This is a genomic window from Pseudomonas sp. TMB3-21, assembly GCF_054898145.1.
This window is the reverse complement of the sequence record NZ_CM142718.1, coordinates 1,480,061-1,499,476: the sequence shown is the minus strand read 5'-3', so window position 1 is coordinate 1,499,476 and position 19,416 is coordinate 1,480,061. Positions and strand designations below refer to the sequence as shown.

Sequence of the window (19,416 nt, the reverse complement as noted above, 5' to 3'; positions counted from 1 at the left end):
CTCTCACAAAACTCGTCGCCGCCCATGCCAAAAACTCCGATAGCCAGCCGTCCCCACGACCACTCTCATTGCGTTCACAGCGCTCTGTCGGAGGCCGATGCCTTGTGCGCCCGTCAAGGCCTGCGCCTGACCGCGCTGCGTCGGCGGGTGCTGGAACTGGTCTGGCAAAGTCACAAGCCGTTGGGCGCCTACGACATCCTTGCCGTGCTCAGTGAGCAGGACGGTCGCCGCGCCGCACCGCCGACTGTTTACCGTGCGCTGGATTTCCTCCTGGAAAACGGCCTGGTGCACCGTATCTCCTCGCTGAATGCCTTTGTTGGCTGCAACCACCCGGAGCACGCGCATCAGGGCCAGTTCCTGATCTGCCGCGAATGCCACGCCGCCATCGAGTTGGAACAGAAATCCATCAGCGACGCGATTGTCAGCAGCGCTCTGGATGTTGGCTTCATCGTGGAAAGCCAGACGGTTGAAGTGGTCGGTCTCTGCTCGGGCTGCCAGGGGGCTTGATGAGCGACGCTCTGATTCGTCTCGAGCACGTAACCGTTACGTTTGCCGGACAAAACGTATTGGATAATATTCAGCTGAGCGTTGAGCCGGGGCAAATTGTCACCTTGATCGGCCCTAACGGCGCCGGCAAGACCACGCTGGTGCGCGCCGTACTCGGCTTGTTGAAGCCCAACAACGGCAGCGTCTGGCGCAAGCCGAAATTGCGCGTCGGTTACATGCCGCAAAAACTTCACGTCGATCCGACGTTGCCGCTGTCGGTTCTGCGCTTCCTGCGCCTGGTGCCGGGGGTCGACCGCGCTCGCGCCCAGGCTGCACTGAAAGAAGTCGGCGCCGAACACGTGATCGACAGCCCGGTGCAAAGTGTTTCCGGCGGTGAAATGCAGCGGGTGCTGCTGGCGCGGGCGCTGTTGCGTGAACCCGAACTACTGGTGCTCGACGAGCCCGTGCAAGGTGTCGACGTCGCCGGTCAGGCCGAGCTTTACAGCCTGATTACCCGGTTGCGCGATCGTCACGGCTGTGGCGTGTTGATGGTCTCCCACGATTTGCACTTGGTGATGAGCACCACCGACCAAGTGGTTTGCCTCAATCGCCACGTATGCTGCTCCGGACACCCTGAGCAAGTCAGCGGCGACCCGGCCTTCGTCGAGCTGTTCGGCAAGAACGCGCAAAGCCTGGCGATTTATCACCACCATCACGATCACGCCCACGATCTGCATGGCTCGGTCGTCACTACGGCCCCGGCGGCCCAAACCCACGTTCACGGAGATGGCTGCAAGCATGGCTGATTTTCTGCTTTACGCCCTGCTTGCAGGTCTGGCTTTGGCGGTTGTCGCGGGGCCGTTGGGTTCCTTCGTGGTCTGGCGGCGCATGGCCTATTTTGGCGACACCCTTTCGCATGCCGCGCTACTTGGCGTGGCCTTGGGATTCCTGCTGGACGTCAGTCCGACGGTGGCCGTGACCGTAGGCTGCCTGCTGCTGGCGGTGTTGCTGGTCACCTTACAACAGCGCCAGCCGCTGGCGTCCGACACGCTTTTGGGAATTCTCGCACCCAGCACGCTCTCTTTGGGCCTGGTAGTACTAAGCTTCATGCACGAAGTGCGGATCGACCTGATGGCCTATCTGTTCGGCGACCTGCTGGCGATCAGCCCGAGCGACCTGGCGTGGATACTCGGCGGCAGCGCGGCGGTTCTGGGGGTCTTGGTGGCGATGTGGCGACCGCTGCTGGCAATCACGGTGCATGAAGAGTTGGCCAGAGTGGAAGGCTTGCCGGTACCGGCCTTGCGCCTGATCCTGATGCTGTTGATCGCCGTGGTCATTGCGGTGGCAATGAAGATTGTCGGTGTGTTGTTGATCACCTCGCTCTTGATCATCCCGGCCGCTGCGGCACAACGTCACGCCCGGTCGCCGGAGCAGATGGCCCTGGGCGCGAGCCTGCTGGGCATGCTCGCCGTGTGTGGCGGGCTGGCCTTGTCCTGGTTCAAGGACACCCCGGCCGGCCCATCGATTGTGGTAGCGGCGGCCGGGTTGTTTTTGCTGAGTTTTGTCCTGCCCCGTCGAGGGGTGTAGACTTGCTCGTTTTTTGCGCAAATAGAGAGTCGCAGGAATGAAGCCGTTCGCCTCCCGTTATCTGCTCCTTGTCGCATTTTCTCTGCTACTGGGTGCCTGCCAAAGCACGCCACCGGCGGCTACTGAAGCCCCCGATGCGCGGGCCACGGCCATCGCGCAGCTGGAGCAAAGCCTGGCCAGCAGCGAGTTAGCCACCGCCGAAGGGCAGTTGGCCGCTTTGCAGGCCGAATCACCGAATGATCAATCCCTTGAGCAATACCAGCGGCAATTGGCTGAAGCCTATCTGCGCCGCAGCCAGATCGTTCTGCAGAAAGGTGACGTCAACGCCGCCGCCACAGCGCTGAGCCGCGCCCGGGTATTGATGCCCAAGGCTCCAGCGCTGACGGGTGGAGTGAACGGAGCCATTGCAGAAGCACGCAAAGCCGAGCTGGAAAAAGCTGAAGCCGCGCTGCAGGCAGCCGAAGCCAAACCGCCGGCGAAAGTGATCGATCCGACCGCAGAAAGCACCACGGTGGCATTGAATCTTACTGACATGGCCAAGCTTCGCCGGCAGTTGGACGCGATCGCGGCCGACGTGGTGAATTATCAGTGTGATGTGAGTATTCAGGCACCGCGCAAACAGGATTTCCCCTGGTTGACGACATTGCTGAACAAGCGTGTGAAGAGGCTGGATTCAGCGTTCGAGCTGAACCTGGAGAAGCAGTTGTTGCGCAATATTCCGGTGCAGATGGTATTGAGTCCGCGTAAACCGTAAGAGCATCGTCGGAACGCCGCCCGGAGCAAGCTCGCTCCCACATTTGACCTCCGGCTTACACAATTGTGAGCCACTGAGATGAATTGTGGGAGCAAGCCTGCTCGCGAAAGCGTCCTTGCTATCGCAGCAAAACCTTAAGCCGGAACAGCCTTGGCTTTAGGTTCGCGATCCCAGACCCGATGCTGTGCAATCGCAGCGAAGAACGGCTTGATCAGGCTCGCATCCGTGCCCACGACCAGTCCCGCATCGACTTCCAGTTTCAGCACATCCAGTAACTGCTTGGCCTCGCCATGCAGGGCAATCGCTTTCAGGTGCTTGTACGCTTCGAGCACGTAGTGCAACGCGACGCCATCACCGCTCAACGCCTTGATCGACGCCGCGCCGCCCGGAACGAATACCGCATCGAACGCAATAGACGGCATGCCTTCCATCGACGCATCAACTGGCAGCGCTTTGCCGTCCGCCGTGGTCACCGGCGCCGAGGTCGGGCCGAGCAATTTGGCATGCGCGCCTTCTGCTTTCAGCGCAGCCTTCATTGCATCGATTGCCGCGCCATCGACGCCGTTAGCCGCCAGAATCGCAACTTTACGAGTCTTGATGTCGCCCGGCAGCAGGTTGGCCTGGCTCAGCGCCGGCGAACGGTCCAGAGAGGTTTTCGGCACATCGACGGTGCCTGCTTTTGGTGCTGGCAGGCCAAGGTTCTTAGCAACGCGAGCCGCCAGTTCCAGGTCAATGTTGGCGAGAATCTCGTTCACTTCACGGGCGCGGATGTACTCACGCTCGACTTTGCCCAGCTCGAAGCTGTAAGCCGCAATGATATGTTCCTGCTCGTGCTTGCTCATGCTGTGGAAGAACAGCCGTGCCTGCGAGAAGTGGTCACTGAACGATTCGCTGCGTTGACGAATCTTGTTCGCGTCGATGCGCTCCGGGTACGACTCGAAACCGCCATCCTGTGCAGCAGGTGGTGTTTCTTTCGGCCAGCCGCCGTCGATGGAGTTCGGTTCGTAAGAAGCGCGTCCCTTGTCGATCGTAGTGCGATGCAACGCATCTCGCTGACCGTTGTGGAACGGTGCGACCGGACGGTTGATCGGGATTTCATGGAAGTTCGGCCCACCGAGTCGGCTGATCTGCGTATCGGTGTAGGATAACAGCCGACCCTGCAGTAGCGGATCGTTGGAAAAATCGATGCCCGGCACGATATGACCAGGGCAAAACGCGACCTGCTCGACCTCGGCAAAGAAGTTGTCCGGGTTACGGTTGAGCACCATTTTGCCCAGTGGCGTGATCGGGACGATTTCCTCGGGAATGATTTTGGTGGGGTCGAGGATGTCGAAATCGAAAGAATGTTCGTTTTCCTCCTCGACGATCTGTACGCCCAGTTCCCATTCCGGATAATCGCCCATCTCGATCGCTTCCCACAGGTCGCGACGGTGGTAATCGGTATCTTTACCCGCCAGTTTCTGGGCTTCATCCCAGACCAGCGAGCAGGTACCGGCAGATGGGCGCCAGTGGAATTTGACGAAGCGCGATTTGCCTTCGGCATTGATCAGACGGAACGTGTGCACGCCGAAGCCCTGCATGCTGCGCAGGCTTTTCGGGATCGCCCGGTCGGACATCGCCCAGATAACCATGTGCGCCGATTCCGGCACCAGCGAGACAAAGTCCCAGAAGGTGTCGTGAGCCGAGCCGCCGGTTGGAATTTCGTTGTGCGGTTCAGGTTTTACCGCGTGCACGAAGTCAGGAAACTTGATCGCGTCCTGAATGAAGAAGACCGGCATGTTGTTGCCGACCAGATCAAAGTTGCCTTCGTCGGTGAAAAATTTCACGGCAAAACCGCGTACGTCGCGCACGGTATCGCCCGAGCCGCGTGGGCCCTGCACCGTGGAAAAGCGTACGAACACCGGGGTCTTTTTCGCCGGGTCTTGCAGGAAGCCGGCCTTGGTCAGCACGGAATGATTGTCGTAGCTCTGAAAATAGCCGTGAGCTCCGGTACCGCGGGCATGCACGATGCGCTCTGGAATGCGTTCATGGTCAAAGTGCGTGATTTTTTCACGCATGATGAAATCTTCCAGCAGCGATGGGCCACGGGCACCGACTTTCAAGGTGTTTTGGTTATCGGCGATCTTTACACCCTGGTTAGTACGCAGGGCCTGATCGGTGGCATCGGAGCGAAATTGTTCCAGGCTTTCCAGCTTGGCATTGGTGTTGCTGCGGTCCAGGGTGTCGGTCCCGGCCAACGCGCTTGTTGGGGCGCCAGGTTTTTTTGTACTCATCGGTCGTAAACTCCTCGTTGCGATTCCCGTCGTAGCCAGGAAGCTTGTCCATACCCCGGTCACGGCACCGGGGGCGGTGTGAGTTGCTTTATTAATGACTGATGACCTTTTGCGCCGTTCCTTTTTTTCTTACCTTTGATCGCGTTATTGCCAAATGGCAGGTTCAATGCGAAATAAATGCTAAGAACCTCTATACGGACAGGCTAAAATGCGCGCCCGGCTAACCGCTGATCCTTTTCCAACGCGCCCCACAAGGTTCGCTACGTGATCGAGTTTCAAAACGTCCACAAAACCTACCGCGTCGCCGGTAGGGATATTCCCGCCCTGCACCCGACCAGTCTGTCGATTGGAAACGGTCAGGTCTTCGGCCTGATCGGCCATTCCGGTGCGGGAAAAAGTACCCTGCTGCGTCTGATCAATCGCCTGGAAAACTCCAGTGGCGGCAAAATCTTCGTCGACGGCGAAGAAGTTACCGCGCTGGATGCCAACAGCCTGCGGCGTTTCCGTCAGCAGGTCGGGATGATTTTTCAGCATTTCAATTTGCTGGCCTCCAAGACCGTGGCTGACAACGTCGCACTGCCGTTGACTCTGGCCGGCGAGCTGTCGCGTAGCGAGATCGACCTGCGCGTCGCAGAGCTGCTGGCGCGAGTCGGCCTGTCTGATCACGCGAAAAAATACCCCGCGCAGTTATCTGGCGGTCAGAAGCAACGTGTCGGCATCGCCCGAGCCTTGGCGACCAAGCCGAAAATTCTGTTGTGCGATGAAGCCACCAGCGCGCTGGACCCGCAGACCACTGCGTCGGTCCTGCAACTGCTGGCCGAGATCAATCGCGAGCTGAAGCTGACCATCGTGCTGATCACCCATGAAATGGACGTAATCCGTCGCGTGTGCGATCAGGTAGCGGTCATGGACGCTGGCGTGATCGTTGAGCAAGGCTCGGTCGCTGAAGTGTTTCTGCACCCGAAACACCCGACGACCAAGCGCTTCGTGCAGGAAAGCGAGCAGATCGATGAAAGCGAGCAGCGTGATGACTTCGCCCACGTGCCGGGTCGCATTGTGCGTCTGACGTTCCAAGGCGAAGCGACCTACGCGCCGCTGCTCGGCACCGTCGCTCGGGAAACGGGTGTGGATTACAGCATCCTCGCCGGTCGCATCGACCGCATCAAAGACGTGCCTTACGGCCAATTGACCCTGGCGGTCACCGGTGGCGACATGGAGGCGGCGTTTGCCCGCTTCACCGCTGCCGATGTCCACATGGAGGTGCTGCGCTGATGGAAGCCCTGACCACATTCTTCGCCAACATCGACTGGTTCGAAATCTGGCTGGCCACTGGCGACACGCTGCTGATGTTGTTCGGTTCGCTGCTGTTCACCGTGCTGCTGGGCCTGCCGCTGGGCGTGCTGTTGTTCCTGTGCAGCCCGCGCCAGTTGCTCGAAGCCAAAGGCATTTACGCGATGCTGTCGCTAGCGGTGAACATTCTGCGTTCGCTGCCCTTCATCATTCTGCTGATCGTGATGATTCCGTTCACGGTGCTGATTACCGGCACATCCCTGGGCGTTGCCGGCGCCATCCCGCCACTGGTGGTGGGCGCCACGCCGTTCTTTGCGCGACTGGTGGAAACCGCCCTGCGCGAAGTTGATCGCGGCATTATCGAAGCGACCCAGGCCATGGGCGCGACCACGCGGCAGATCATCACCAATGCGCTGCTTCCGGAAGCGCGCCCCGGCATCTTCGCGGCGATTACAGTGACAGCGATTACACTGGTTTCCTACACTGCCATGGCCGGTGTGGTCGGCGCGGGCGGCTTGGGTGACCTGGCGATCCGTTTCGGCTACCAGCGTTTTCAGACTGACGTGATGGTCGTTACTGTGGTGTTGTTGCTGGTACTGGTTCAAGTGCTGCAAACCGTGGGCGACAAGTTGGTCGTCCACTTTTCACGTAAGTAAGCTTTTTAATGAAATGCATGAGCCGGCCATTCGCTGGCAGGTGCCAAGCGGGCACCCACATGGAGTTAGCTGAATGAAAAAATTACTCGTCGCATTTGCTGCCGTTGCAGCTTTTTCCGCCCACGCCGACACCCTGACTGTAGCGGCCACCCCGGTCCCGCACGCGGAAATCCTCGAATTCATCAAACCGGCTCTGGCTAAAGAAGGCGTCGACCTGAAGGTTAAAGTCTTCACCGATTACATTCAGCCAAACGTGCAAGTGGCCGAAAAACGCCTCGACGCCAACTTCTTCCAGCACCAGCCGTACCTCGATGAGTTCAACAAGGCCAAGGGCACCAACCTGGTATCGGTTGCCGGCGTGCACCTTGAGCCGTTGGGCGCTTACTCGAGCAAGTACAAGGCGCTGACCGAATTGCCTGGCGGCGCCAACGTGGTAATCCCGAACGACGCCACCAATGGCGGCCGTGCCCTGTTGCTGCTGGCGCGGGCTGGTTTGATCAAGTTGAAGAACTCGAACGATATCCTGTCGACCTTGAAGGACATCACCGAGAACTCCAAGGACCTGAAATTCCGTGAACTGGAAGCCGCGACCATCCCGCGCGTGCTGACCCAGGTCGACCTGGCGCTGATCAACACCAACTACGCGCTGGAAGCCAAGCTCGATCCGGCCAAGGATGCACTGGTCATCGAAGGCAGCGATTCGCCATACGTGAACATCCTGGTGGCGCGCCCGGAAGACAAGGACAGCGCTGCAATGCAGAAGCTGATCGCCGCGCTGCACAGCCCGGAAGTCAAAGCGTTCATTATCGAGAAGTACAAAGGCGCGGTTGTGCCGGCGTTCTGATTTGCAGCGGTAACTAAAAATGGGGCGCATTGATTGCGTCCCATTTTTTTATGCCTGAAATACCGAGTCTGTAGGAGCCGGCTTGCTGGCGATGGCGTCGGTGAAATCGCTATCGCCAGCAAGCCGGCTCCTACAAGTGTGTGTCGTTACTGTCGCTTCAGCATCACCGGCAATTGCGCGACCAACTTGGCGTTATTCAACGGCGCCCGGATAAACCCGCGCTGCGTGCCGTCCGGGCCGATCACTGCCAGGTTGCCGCTGTGATCTACCGTGTAATTAGGCTTGCTGGTGTCCGCCGGGATAAACGGGATGCTCACCGCGTTGGCGAACTTTTGCAGGTCTTCGATCGAGGGCGGGGTCAGGCCAATGAACTGCGGATCGAAGTAACCGAGGTACTGCTTTAGTTGCTTGGGCGTGTCGCGGTTCGGGTCGACGCTCACCAGAACGATCTGCAACTTGTCCCTGACGTCTGCTGGCAGTTCGCTTTTGATCTGACGCAACTGGGCGAGGGTGGTCGGGCAGATGTCGGGGCAGAAGGTGTAGCCGAAGAACAGCAGGCTCCACTTGTCTTTCAACTCGTTGACCTGCACCGCTTTGCCGTCCTGATCGGTCATCTTCACGTCAGGCAGATTGCGGCTTTGCGGCAACAGGATAATCCCGGCGTCGATCAGCGCCGTCGGATCGCCCTGGGCTTTGCCGGACAGCACTTTGTTGATGGTCAGGCCGAGGATCAGTGCGACCAGGGCGACGAGAATGAAGACGGTTTTCTGGGTTCGAGTCATAGGTTCAACAGTAAGTAGTGATCTACGAGCAACGCGATGAACAGCAGGAACAAGTAGTAAATAGAGTACTTGAAGGTGTTGATCGCCGCGTGCGGCCGAGTGCCACGGTACAGCACGATGGCCCATTGCAGGAACCGCGCGCCGAGTGCCAGTGCACAGATCAGGTAGAGCATGCCGCTCATGTGGATCACAAACGGCAGCAGGCTCACGGCCAGCAGCACGAAGGTATAAAGCAGAATGTGCACTTTGGTGTAGTGCTCGCCATGAGTGACCGGCAGCATGGGAATGTCGGCCTTGGCGTATTCCTCTTTGCGATGGATCGCCAGCGCCCAGAAGTGCGGCGGCGTCCAGGCAAAAATGATCAGCACCAGCAACAGCGGTTCGGCGCTGATATGACCGGTGGCCGCCGTCCAGCCGAGCAGCGGCGGGGCGGCACCGGCGAGGCCGCCGATGACAATGTTCTGCGGCGTCGCGCGCTTGAGGAACCCGGTGTACACCACCGCGTACCCGAGCAATGAGGCAAGGGTCAGCCAGGCCGTCAGCGGATTGGTGAAGGTTAGCAGCAAGGCTTGCCCCAGCAGCGCCAATACCAGTGCGAAGGTCAGCGCGGCGGCGGGTGATACCCGGCCTTCAGCCAAGGGCCGTTTATGGGTGCGCGCCATCACCGCATCAATGCGCCGGTCAACCACATGATTCACCGCTGCCGCACCACCCGCACACAGCGCGATGCCCAGATTGCCGAACACCAGCACCGTCCAGGGCACCCCGGCGCGGGTCGCCAGAAACATGCCGACCAGCGAGGTGATCAGCATCAGCACCACGACCTTTGGCTTGGTCAGCTCCAGGTAATCACGCCAGATCGCCTGGGTGGGACGTTCGCCAATCAGAGTCGCCATGGCATTTCTCCTTTTATTGTTATGGGCCCGGCCGAGTGTTTACGCGGACTGAATCGCCAGCGGGCGAAGCGCTGTTGCTTGACCCGAACCAGGCTGGTTCGCGCGTGATAATTGACCAGCACCATCGTCAGCAACAGGGCGGCGCCACCGGCGTTATGCGCGACCGCCACTGGCAGCGGCAGGTGAAACAGCACGTTGCTGATGCCGAGCATGATTTGCGCAGCGAGGGCAATCAGCACCAGTTTGGCCAGACGGCTCATGCCGACCACTTTCAGCTGCCATGCCAAACCCAGCAGCACCAGTGTCACCAGCAGCGCGCCGATACGGTGAGTCACATGAATTGCGGTGCGCGCATCGCTGTCCAGTTGTCCGCCGAGGTAGTTGGGGCCGATGTGTTGCGTCAGGTGAAAACCGTTGGCAAAGTCCGCCGGTGGCAGCCATTCGCCGTGGCAGGTCGGGAAATCGATGCAGGCCACCGCCGCATAGTTGGAACTGACCCAGCCGCCGAGGGCAATCTGCCCGATCACCAGCAGCAGGGCGGCCGTCGCCCAGTGCTGCAAGCGTCTGGGCACGGTGAGCGCTGGCAGCACCGCAGACAATCGCAAGGTCAGCAAAAACAGCAGGCTCAAGGTCGCAAAACCGCCAAGCAAATGCCCGGTGACCACTTGCGGCCATAGCTTGAGCGTCACCGTCCACATACCAAATGCCGCTTGAGCGATTACCACCGCCAGCAAAAACAACGGCAACTTCACCGGTTGGCCGGGATCACGCCGATGCATCCAGGCGCGTCCGGCCAGCACTGCAATGAGCAGGCCGAGTGTGCCGGCGAAGTAGCGGTGGATCATCTCGTTCCAGCCCTTGTGAGCTTCGACCGGAGCGTCCGGAAAATGCAATTCGGCATGGGCCAGTTGGGCTTCGCTTTTCGGCACGCTGATAAAGCCGTAACACCCGGGCCAGTCCGGACAGCCAAGGCCGGCGTGGGTCAGGCGGGTATAAGCGCCGAGCAACACCACAATCAGTGCCAGCAGCGTGGCAAACAGCGCGAGGCGAAATCCAGGTTTGGCCATGACGATGCCCTTATCCGATGTTCGACAGTTTCAACAGGTGGCGCAGGTCGTTGAGGAGGTCCTTGCCTTTGACCGTCGGCTCGTAGCGCAGCACCAGATTGCCGTGAGGGTCGATGATCCACAGCTGCGGCACCGCCTGATCGCCTGTGGCCTTGCTGAACGTGGTGAGGTCCAGTGGGTAACGCTGCAATTGCGGATACTCGCGTGTCAGCTTGGCGTCGTAATCACTGCTGAGCGGTTGCGCCGCGGCCAATGCGTGGGTGGCGCGTCCGGCTTCACGGCCGAGGCCGATCTGGATTTGTCGCGCCATATACACCAGTTGCTGACAGTCCACCGAGCAGCCTTTTGGAGCAGTGACCAACAGTTGCCAGCGCTCCTCCTGCGCCTGCACGCCAAGGTCGGCGCGGGTCTGGCCATTGCCGATCAGTTCACCGTGATAGCTGCGGCCCTCCGGCACCCAGAACTGCAGCTTGTACATGCCGGTGGCGAGGATCATCGGACCGACGACGCCGAACAGAATCAGCAACAACTGCAGGCGTCCCTTGCGCCGGTTCAACGGCGTTTTCGCCTCAGACATGCTGGGTGGATTCATGGCCGCTCCCATGGTGTTTCTCCTTTGCGTTGTGCCAGCCGAGATAGAGATAGAGGCCGAGCAGGGCGATCGCCATGGCGAACCATTGCACGGCATAAGCGAGGTGTTTTTCCGGGCCCATGGCCACGACCGGCCAATCGGCCTGATACGTGACGGCGCCGGATTCAGCGCGTAATTCGTGGGCAAAACCTTCACGTTCGAGCGTCGCCCATAGCCGGGCCGGCTCGATGGCGGTGACCAGTTGCGGCCAAGTGGCGCTGTTCGGGTCGGCATGCAGCTGGAACGTGGCGCCCGGCGGCACGTACACCCAGGCGTCGAGACTCAGCGCGTGTTCAGGCGTGGTGAATGGCGGCGGCGTGCGCCGATCCGGCCAGGGCAACCAGCCGCGATTGACCAGTATCCAAAGCCCGGTCGCTTGATCCTGAAAGGGCTGCAGCAATTCCACGCCGACCTTGCCGCCCCGCTGGCGGTTGTCCAGCAGCAAACTGTGCGCTGCATCGAACTGGCCGTGCAAACGCACACGGCGAAAGGCTGGATCTTCAAGCCCCGGCAGCGCATTGCTCGCCATCGGTTCGGCTACCCGGCGTTCGGCATAGGTGTGCAGCAGCGCGGTTTTTTCCGCTCCCCGGCTCAGTTGCCAGCAACCGAGCGCCACCATTAACGGCAGCAGGATCGCAACCACCAGGGTTGGCACGACGCCCGGGCGAAAGCGCTTCATGACGTCGCCAGAAAGTCGTTGGTCGCGATAGCTATACTCAAGTGCATCGCCTTTCCCCCGGGAGTTTCGCCATGCTCAAAACAGTCATCGGCGTGATGCTGTTTGCCACGGTTGTCAGCCTGTTCAGCGGCCTGTTTTTTCTGGTCAAGGACGACAGCAGCTCGAACCGCCTCGTCATTGCCTTGAGTGTTCGTGTGGCCCTGGCCGCCATTACAGTAGGCTTGATCGCCTGGGGATTCTTCAGCGGCCAGCTGGTGTCCCAGGTTCCCTGGTAGCTGCAAGCTGCAAGCTGCAGGCTATAAGCCTCAAGCTTCGTGCGCTTTAAACTTGAGGCTTGGAGCTTGCGGCTTGCGGCTTGCGGCTGCTTCTAAAGCACATAAACGAAGAAGAACAAGCCGATCCACACCACGTCCACGAAGTGCCAATACCAACTCGCCGCCTCAAAGCCAAACTGGTGCTCGTTGTCAAAGTGTCCGCGCAGAATGCGCATCAGCATCACGAACAGAATGATGGTGCCGATGGTCACGTGGGCGCCGTGGAATCCGGTGAGCATGAAGAATGTCGCGCCGTAAATGCCGGAGCCCAGAGTAAGGCCCAACTCTTTATAGGCGTGCACATACTCTTCGACCTGGAAGCCGAGGAACGCGCAGCCCAGCAAAACCGTAATGGCCAGCCAGAGTTTCAGCGCGCCGCGGTGACCTTTTTTCAAGGCATGGTGGGCGAAGGTGATGGTGACGCTGGAACTCACCAGCAACACCGTGTTGAGTAGCGGCAAACCCCACGGGCTGATCACGCCTGTGGGCGCGGGGAACAGTTTCGGGTCCGGATTGTTGAGCAGCGGCCAAGTGAACTCGAATGCCGGCCAGAGCATGTGTGCAACGCCTTTGGCCCCCTCACCCCCCAACGCCGGACCGGCGAGGACGCGCACATAAAACAGCGCGCCGAAGAAGGCGAAAAAGAACATCACCTCGGAGAAAATGAACCAGCCCATGCCCCAGCGGAACGAGCGGTCCATCTGCGGGCTGTACAAGCCCTGACGGCTTTCCTTTATGACCGTGCCGAACCAGCCGAACAACATGTACGCGACCAGCAGGCTGCCGACGAAGAAAATCAGCGGGCCGTTGGATTCCGGCCGCGCCGCCTTCAGATCATTGAACCAGGTCGCCAGGCCGAACACCGTGATGAACAGGCCAATCGTGGCGATGATCGGCCATTTGCTCTGCGCCGGAACGTAATAATGCTCATGAGTTGCCATTTATTGTTCTCCTTATCGGGCACGCTCAGCCGCCAGTGTTGACTGCCACCGGTGGATGTCGGGCGGTGATATCGAACAGCGTGTAGGACAGCGTGAGGTGCTTCACTTCCTTGGGCATGTCGCGATCAACGATGAACCGCACGGGCATCTCGATCCGCTCACCGGGTTGCAACACTTGCTGGGTAAAGCAAAAACATTCGGTCTTGTGGAAATACGCCGCCGCGTTGCTCGGCGCGATACTCGGCACGGCCTGGGCGCTCATCGGCTTGTCGGTCGGGTTGTGAGCGATGAAGACCATCTCGTTGACTGCTCCGGGATTGGCGGTCAGCTCATCGCTCTTGGGGTAGAAATTCCACGTCATTTCGGCGGAGTTGGTCGACAGAAACTGCACGCGTACCTGCCGCGAGGTGTCGACCGTTTGTTCGCCCTGGTACTGCCCCCCCGTCTTGCCGTTGATGCCGAACGCCTTGCACATCACGTCGTAAATCGGCACCAGGGCGAACCCGAAAATGAACATGGCCACCACCACCAGCAACAGGCGGGTGATCAGCTTTTTCATCGAGATCGAGTCAGCCATGATTTAAACCCTCCACCGATGTTTTTGCTGGAACCGGTGATGCCCTTGTGGCGAGGGGATAAATCCCCTCACCACATTGGCTTCGTCCTCTACCGTATTCATTTCACTTCCGGCGGCGTTGTAAACGTGTGATACGGCGCCGGTGACGGCACGCTCCATTCCAGACCTTCCGCGCCATCCCACGGTTTGGCAGGTGCCGGCTCGCCGCCGCGGATGGTCTTGATCACGATAAACAGGAAGAAGATCTGCGTGGCGCCAAACAGGAAGGCGCCGATCGAGGAGACCATGTTGAAGTCGGCGAATTGCAGGTTGTAGTCCGGAATCCGCCGCGGCATGCCGGCCAGGCCGACAAAGTGCATTGGGAAGAACGCCATGTTCATGCCGACGAAAGACAACCAGAAATGCAGCTTGCCCAGCGTTTCGTCATACATGTGGCCGGTCCATTTCGGCAGCCAGTAATAGGCCGACGCGAAAATCCCGAATATTGCGCCGGGCACCAATACGTAGTGGAAGTGCGCCACCACAAAGTACGTGTCCTGGTACTGGAAATCCGCCGGGGCGATGGCCAGCATCAGGCCGGAGAAGCCGCCGATGGAGAACAGAATCACGAACGCCACTGCAAACAGCATCGGTGTCTCGAAGGTCAGCGAGCCTTGCCACATGGTGCTGGCCCAGTTGAACACTTTGACCCCCGTGGGCACCGCGATCAGCATGGTCGCGTACATGAAGAACAATTCGCCCACCAATGGAATGCCGACCACGAACATGTGGTGCGCCCAAACGATGAACGAAAGGAACGCGATGGCGGCCGTGGCATAGACCATTGAGGTGTAGCCGAACAACGGCTTGCGCGAAAAGGCCGGGATGATCGAGCTCACCGCCCCGAAGGCCGGCAGGATCATGATGTACACCTCGGGGTGGCCGAAGAACCAGAACACATGCTGGAACAGCACCGGGTCACCACCCCCGGCGGCACTGAAGAAACTGGTGCCGAAGTGGATGTCCATCAGCATCATCGTCACGCACCCGGCCAGCACCGGCATCACTGCAATCAGAAGGAATGCGGTGATCAGCCAGGTCCAGACGAACAGCGGCATTTTCATCAGCGTCATGCCGGGGGCGCGCAGGTTGAGAATGGTCGCGACCACATTGATCGCGCCCATGATCGAACTGATCCCCATAAGGTGGATGGCGAAGATGAAGAACGTCACGCTTTCCGGGGCGTAGGTCGTCGATAGCGGCGCGTAGAACGTCCAGCCGAAGTTCGGCCCGCCACCGGCGGTGAACAAGGTCGAGATCAACATCCCGAATGCCGCCGGCAACAGCCAGAAACTGAAGTTGTTCATGCGCGGCAGGGCCATGTCCGGCGCGCCGATCATCAACGGGATCATCCAGTTGGCCAGCCCGACAAACGCCGGCATCACCGCACCGAACACCATGATCAGGCCGTGCATGGTGGTCATCTGGTTGAAGAATTCCGGCTGGACGATTTGCAGTCCGGGCTGGAACAGTTCGGCGCGGATTACCATGGCAAACGAACCGCCGAGCAGGAACATGGTGAACGCGAACCACAAATACAGCGTACCGATGTCCTTGTGGTTGGTGGTCAGCACCCAGCGCATCAGGCCTTTGGCTGGGCCGTGGGCGTGGCCGGCATGACCGTGGTCATCGATGACGGCGCTCATGGCTTGTCTCCTGTAAACAGATGGGCTGGGCAGGTCGGGGCGCAGTGCCCCGGCCGGTTCCTGAAGTGCGCAATAGACCGGGTCATTTGCTTTCCGCCTGTTTCAGTTCCAGCACTTCTTTGGGCGTGACCATGTCACCCTTGTTGTTGCCCCAGGCGTTGCGTTCGTAGGTCACGACCGCAGCGATATCAACTTCCGAGAGCTGCTTGCCGAACGCTGCCATCGACGTGCCGGGCTTGCCGTGGAAGACAATATCCAGGTGATCCTTGATCGGGCCGGTGGCAATTTTCGAGCCTTTGAGTGCCGGGAACATTGGCGGCAGGCCTTGGCCTTCAGCCTGGTGACAGGCCACGCAAGTGGTGTGATAGACCTTGTCGCCGCGCTCCTTGAGCTCTTCGAGGGTCCATTCCTTGCTGGTCAGCTCTTTGAGTTGAGCGGCTTCGGCCTTGCGCTCGCCGAGCCATTTTTCGTAATCGGCCTGTTCCTTGACCTCGACCACGATCGGCATGAAGCCATGATCCTTGCCGCACAGCTCGGCACATTGGCCGCGGTAGATGCCGGGTTTGTCGACACGGGTCCAGGCTTCATTGACGAACCCGGGAATAGCATCGCGTTTGACCGCGAAGGCCGGGACCCACCAGGAGTGGATCACGTCGGCGGAGGTCACCAGGAAGCGCACCTTGGCGCCGATCGGCAGCACCAGCGGGTTGTCGACCTCGAGCAAATAGTGCTCGCCCTTGGCTTCCTTGTTGTGGATCTGGTCGGCGGGGGTGGTCAGATTGCTGAAAAACTCAACGTCCTGGCCCAGATATTTGTAATGCCACTTCCACTGATAGCCTGTGACCTGGATATCGATATCCGGCTCGCTGCTGTCATACATCTGGATCAGGGTCGCTGTCGCAGGCACCGCCATGACCACCAGAATCAACAGGGGCACGATGGTCCAGAGCACTTCTACGGTCGTGTTTTCATGAAATTTAGCGGCCACCTGCCCGGTCGAGCGACGGTGGAGAATCATCGACCAGAACATGGCGCCGAAGACGATGATGCCGATCACCACACAGATCCAGAAAATGATCATGTGCAGGTCAAACACTGCGTGACTGATTTCAGTCGCTCCCGGCGCCATATTCACAGTCCATGCGGCGTGCGCAGGGCTGAAAATCGACCACAACAGGAGGCCCATCCAGACATGTGGATGTCGCATCATTGCGGGTTCCCCTTATCGTTCTTGTTATCCCGCCGGCTTTCACCTGCGGCAAGGGAGCGGCTGCATCAGACTACGAACTTGATTGCCGGGCCTTGCTGCGTGTGCAGTCGGGCGTCATCAGCTAACTCCATTCCAACCCGAGTATAGACAGCGACCGGCACCTCGCAATGTGCTCGCGCAAATGATCTGAAACGTCTGTGACTTGCGCTCAAGGTCACGAATGGAGAAGGATGCAGACGAGTGGCGGTAAATGGATATAACGGAGATGTCTCAAGGATGAAACAATTATGACAAATGCGTCTTAGCATTCTTCGTAAGCCAGCTAAGTTATGTTTTTCCTATTTCATTGCCATTGTTTCCTGGAGTTTTCATGAACACCGCCGCATTGCGCGAGCAGATCCAAAAAGCCCAACAACATGAAGCCGAGACCGGCCTGCTGACCCGTCAGCTGGAAAGCAAACTGCCTCATCTCCACCCCTCGATCCAATTACCGGAAGCTGATGCCAATGGCGTGCTGACGCGTTTTGTCGCCGCTTACATCGATGAAGTGCCTGATCTGCTGGATGCAGCCAATGAAGTGGCCAAGGAAGCGGGTATCGAATCGCAGATCAAACCGGTGCTGAAAATTGCCGAGCAATATTTCCTTCAGCCGCCGACGATCATGGCCGGTCACGTCGGCCTCGACAGCCTGCTGGATGAAGCGTACCTGGCGCATCGCTTTGTTGAAGAGGTAAACGATCTGTACATCAAGCATTTTGACCAGCCGTTGATCCCATTGGACATGACGGTGGCCAACCTTATTGCACACCAGTTGATCGGCGAAGAATTCGCCAACCAGCTCGATGAGGCCGTGCATCACGCAATAGACCAAATGCTCGACGACGAGAGCTTTGCGCTGGAGTCGGTGGAAGCCTACCGCGAGAAACTCAGCAGTCCCGACACCGGCGCCGCGTGGAAACGCTGGCCGTGCATGTCGCGGCGACTGGGGTTGAGTCTGGAGCTGGATCAGCCGGCTGCCTGACATTCAGGACCACCGATACCCCTGTGGGAGCGGGCTTGCTCGCGAATGCGGTCGATCATTCAACGTTGATGTCGACTGACACTTCGCTTTCGCGAGCAAGCCCGCTCCCACCATCCATTTGTTTTTTATGCCCCAGATCCTACGCCGGTGGTGGTGCGCAAACGCCCCTCCAGCCTGCGCTTCAGCCCGCGCGCCTCAATCAATAGCGTCGAACCCTTCGCCGCATTGGCCCGCCCCCAGTCCTCCAGCAATTCCAGGCACGAATGGTCGATGTAGCTCAGATTATTGAGCGGTACATGAACGGTCGCGCCCGCAGGAATTGTCCCCAATACTTGCGTCAACGCCGGCACCTTCAGAAAGGTTGCAGCACCCATCAGGCGCAGCTCCATCTCGCCTTCCTGGGGCAAATCGATCAGGCTGATCTTCAGTCTCGAGGCTTTCCAGGCGAGTTTGGCCAGGGTCAGACCAAAGCCGATCAAGACGCCGGTCAGCAAGTCGGTGAAGATGATTGCCAGCGCCGTCGCGGCATAGGTGAACATTGGCATCCGCCCATAACGACCCAAGCCTCGGAAGACTTTCAGATCGACCAGTTTGAACCCGGTGTACACCAGAACGCCCGCCAGGCTCGCCACCGGGATGCTTTGCAGCACGCTCGACAGCAGCAACACGAAAGCCAGCAGCCAGAGGCCGTGGAAAATCGTCGACATGCGCGTAGTGGCGCCGGCTTGGACGTTGGCCGAGCTGCGCACAATCACACCGGTCATCGGCAGTGCGCCGAGCAGACCGCAAAGCATGTTGCCGACACCTTGCGCGGACAATTCCCGATCAAAATCCGAGCGCGCGCCGCTGTGCATGCGGTCTACGGCGGCCGCCGACAACAAGGTTTCGGCGCTGGCGATAAACGCCACGGCGAATGCAGCGATCAGCAGGGTAGGGTCCGCCAGGTTAAGCAAATCCGCAGGCTTCAACCAATCGATGGCTTCTGCGAGATTCGCCGGCACCTCCACACGTTTGACCTGCAATGCCAGCACCAGGCTGGCGACCGTCGCCAGGCCGACACCGAGCAAAGCTCCGGGCACAAAGCGCAGAGAGTGCGGGCGCAGTTTTTCCCAGAGGTACATCACGGCGATGGTCGACAAGCCGAGCAGACCGGCCTGCCAGCCAAAAGACGGCAATGCCTGGGCCACGGCTGCCGGGAACGCCGTCAGGTTCTCCAGCCCCGATGGCTTGGGCACCGCGTCGAGCATCACGTGCACTTGCGACAGCACGATCAGCACGCCAATCCCGGCGAGCATGCCGTAAACCACCGCAGGTGCCGTCACGCGAAACCAGCAGCCCAGTTTCAGGCGCCCGGCGACCAGTTGCAGGAAACCCGCCAGCAGCAGAATCGGCCCGAGCATGTCGATGCCATGCTGGCGCACCAGTTCGAAGACCAGCACCGCCAGGCCCGCCGCAGGCCCACTGACCTGCAGCGGCGACCCGGCGATCCAGCCCACCACCAGACCACCGATGATACCGGTGATCAGGCCTTTGGCCGGCGGAAGTCCCGAGGCTATGGCGATGCCCATGCACAGGGGCAGGGCGACCAGAAAGACAACCACTGAAGCCAGCAGCTCTCTTGGCAGAACAGCTTTGAGTTGCGCAGCACGCATGATGATTCTCCCGAAGTTTTCTTCAGGCATGGCAAAGCCGTGCTGCTCAATCGGCAGCCACGGCTTTACCA

Annotated in this window: 20 protein-coding genes; 9 read left to right on the top strand and 11 right to left on the bottom strand. The window is 59.5% G+C overall.

The window, feature by feature from the left end; all coding sequences use genetic code 11:
* Nucleotides 1–24 precede the first annotated feature (24 nt).
* The 4 genes from zur to ACYZTS_RS06955 are packed head-to-tail and all read left to right on the top strand — an operon-like array spanning nucleotide 25 to nucleotide 2,827.
* Complete coding sequence (gene zur, locus ACYZTS_RS06970; RefSeq protein ID WP_028619883.1) at nucleotides 25–507, top strand: zinc uptake transcriptional repressor Zur; 483 nt, start codon at nucleotides 25–27, stop codon at nucleotides 505–507.
* A complete protein-coding gene (gene znuC, locus ACYZTS_RS06965; protein ID WP_461994956.1) occupies nucleotides 507–1,292 on the top strand; it encodes a zinc ABC transporter ATP-binding protein ZnuC in 786 nt (261 codons plus the stop codon). The genes zur and znuC overlap by 1 nt, the downstream gene beginning before the upstream one ends.
* Nucleotides 1,285–2,073, top strand: coding sequence for a zinc ABC transporter permease subunit ZnuB (gene znuB, locus ACYZTS_RS06960; RefSeq protein ID WP_461994954.1), 789 nt, complete (start codon nucleotides 1,285–1,287; stop codon nucleotides 2,071–2,073). The genes znuC and znuB overlap by 8 nt, the downstream gene beginning before the upstream one ends.
* Nucleotides 2,074–2,110: 37 nt before the next feature.
* Nucleotides 2,111–2,827 carry a PA5502 family lipoprotein gene (locus ACYZTS_RS06955; RefSeq protein WP_461994952.1) on the top strand — a complete coding sequence of 239 codons (717 nt, stop codon included), beginning with the start codon at nucleotides 2,111–2,113 and terminating at the stop codon, nucleotides 2,825–2,827.
* Nucleotides 2,828–2,961: 134 nt separating this feature from the next.
* Here ACYZTS_RS06955 and katE read toward each other — a convergent pair whose 3' ends face one another.
* Complete coding sequence (gene katE / locus ACYZTS_RS06950) at nucleotides 2,962–5,124, bottom strand: catalase HPII (protein ID WP_461996367.1); 2,163 nt, start codon at nucleotides 5,122–5,124, stop codon at nucleotides 2,962–2,964.
* Between the two features lie 240 nt (nucleotides 5,125–5,364).
* Between katE and ACYZTS_RS06945 the strand changes: the two genes are divergently transcribed.
* The 3 genes from ACYZTS_RS06945 (at nucleotide 5,365) to ACYZTS_RS06935 (ending at nucleotide 7,890) form a co-directional block, all read left to right on the top strand.
* Nucleotides 5,365–6,372 (top strand): methionine ABC transporter ATP-binding protein, encoded by a 1,008-nt coding sequence (locus ACYZTS_RS06945; RefSeq protein WP_461994950.1) that lies wholly within the window; start codon nucleotides 5,365–5,367, stop codon nucleotides 6,370–6,372.
* Nucleotides 6,372–7,046: a methionine ABC transporter permease gene (locus tag ACYZTS_RS06940; protein WP_150581135.1), complete on the top strand. Its 675-nt coding sequence runs from the start codon at nucleotides 6,372–6,374 to the stop codon at nucleotides 7,044–7,046. Before ACYZTS_RS06945 ends, ACYZTS_RS06940 begins: the two co-directional genes overlap by 1 nt.
* Before the next feature lie 73 nt (nucleotides 7,047–7,119).
* Nucleotides 7,120–7,890 (top strand): MetQ/NlpA family ABC transporter substrate-binding protein, encoded by a 771-nt coding sequence (locus ACYZTS_RS06935; RefSeq protein ID WP_461994947.1) that lies wholly within the window; start codon nucleotides 7,120–7,122, stop codon nucleotides 7,888–7,890.
* A gap of 146 nt (nucleotides 7,891–8,036) precedes the next feature.
* Here ACYZTS_RS06935 and ACYZTS_RS06930 read toward each other — a convergent pair whose 3' ends face one another.
* Genes ACYZTS_RS06930 through ACYZTS_RS06910 form a run of 5 tightly spaced genes read right to left on the bottom strand, consistent with a single transcriptional unit; the run spans nucleotide 8,037 to nucleotide 11,945 of the window.
* On the bottom strand, nucleotides 8,037–8,672 hold the full coding sequence (locus tag ACYZTS_RS06930) for an SCO family protein (protein WP_461994945.1): 636 nt from the start codon (nucleotides 8,670–8,672) through the stop codon (nucleotides 8,037–8,039).
* Complete coding sequence (gene cyoE, locus ACYZTS_RS06925) at nucleotides 8,669–9,568, bottom strand: heme o synthase (RefSeq protein WP_461994943.1); 900 nt, start codon at nucleotides 9,566–9,568, stop codon at nucleotides 8,669–8,671. The genes ACYZTS_RS06930 and cyoE overlap by 4 nt, the downstream gene beginning before the upstream one ends.
* Nucleotides 9,556–10,635 carry a COX15/CtaA family protein gene (locus tag ACYZTS_RS06920; RefSeq protein WP_461994941.1) on the bottom strand — a complete coding sequence of 360 codons (1,080 nt, stop codon included), beginning with the start codon at nucleotides 10,633–10,635 and terminating at the stop codon, nucleotides 9,556–9,558. The genes cyoE and ACYZTS_RS06920 overlap by 13 nt, the downstream gene beginning before the upstream one ends.
* Nucleotides 10,636–10,645: 10 nt before the next feature.
* Nucleotides 10,646–11,239: a hypothetical protein gene (locus tag ACYZTS_RS06915; RefSeq protein ID WP_461994939.1), complete on the bottom strand. Its 594-nt coding sequence runs from the start codon at nucleotides 11,237–11,239 to the stop codon at nucleotides 10,646–10,648.
* Nucleotides 11,205–11,945 (bottom strand): SURF1 family protein, encoded by a 741-nt coding sequence (locus ACYZTS_RS06910; RefSeq protein ID WP_461994937.1) that lies wholly within the window; start codon nucleotides 11,943–11,945, stop codon nucleotides 11,205–11,207. The genes ACYZTS_RS06915 and ACYZTS_RS06910 overlap by 35 nt, the downstream gene beginning before the upstream one ends.
* Nucleotides 11,946–12,016: 71 nt before the next feature.
* Between ACYZTS_RS06910 and ACYZTS_RS06905 the strand changes: the two genes are divergently transcribed.
* Nucleotides 12,017–12,220 (top strand): twin transmembrane helix small protein, encoded by a 204-nt coding sequence (locus tag ACYZTS_RS06905; protein ID WP_461994935.1) that lies wholly within the window; start codon nucleotides 12,017–12,019, stop codon nucleotides 12,218–12,220.
* Nucleotides 12,221–12,312: 92 nt separating this feature from the next.
* On the opposite strand, the gene ACYZTS_RS06900 is transcribed toward ACYZTS_RS06905, so the two are convergent.
* From ACYZTS_RS06900 to coxB, 4 genes are all read right to left on the bottom strand, one after another.
* On the bottom strand, nucleotides 12,313–13,200 hold the full coding sequence (locus ACYZTS_RS06900; RefSeq protein ID WP_461994933.1) for a cytochrome c oxidase subunit 3: 888 nt from the start codon (nucleotides 13,198–13,200) through the stop codon (nucleotides 12,313–12,315).
* Between the two features lie 25 nt (nucleotides 13,201–13,225).
* Nucleotides 13,226–13,777, bottom strand: a complete 552-nt coding sequence (locus ACYZTS_RS06895; RefSeq protein ID WP_461994931.1) for a cytochrome c oxidase assembly protein — start codon at nucleotides 13,775–13,777, stop codon at nucleotides 13,226–13,228.
* 98 nt (nucleotides 13,778–13,875) lie between these two features.
* Nucleotides 13,876–15,462 carry a cytochrome c oxidase subunit I gene (ctaD, locus tag ACYZTS_RS06890; RefSeq protein WP_028619867.1) on the bottom strand — a complete coding sequence of 529 codons (1,587 nt, stop codon included), beginning with the start codon at nucleotides 15,460–15,462 and terminating at the stop codon, nucleotides 13,876–13,878.
* An 82-nt stretch (nucleotides 15,463–15,544) separates the two neighbouring features.
* On the bottom strand, nucleotides 15,545–16,672 hold the full coding sequence (gene coxB, locus ACYZTS_RS06885; protein WP_461994929.1) for a cytochrome c oxidase subunit II: 1,128 nt from the start codon (nucleotides 16,670–16,672) through the stop codon (nucleotides 15,545–15,547).
* Between the two features lie 370 nt (nucleotides 16,673–17,042).
* On the opposite strand from coxB, the gene ACYZTS_RS06880 reads away from it, so the two are divergent.
* Nucleotides 17,043–17,693, top strand: coding sequence for a hypothetical protein (locus ACYZTS_RS06880; protein ID WP_028619865.1), 651 nt, complete (start codon nucleotides 17,043–17,045; stop codon nucleotides 17,691–17,693).
* Nucleotides 17,694–17,818: 125 nt separating this feature from the next.
* Here the strand turns inward: ACYZTS_RS06880 and ACYZTS_RS06875 are convergent, their stop codons facing one another.
* Entirely contained in the window at nucleotides 17,819–19,345 is a 1,527-nt protein-coding gene (locus ACYZTS_RS06875) for a SulP family inorganic anion transporter (RefSeq protein ID WP_461994927.1), read from the bottom strand.
* Nucleotides 19,346–19,416: the final 71 nt, after the last annotated feature.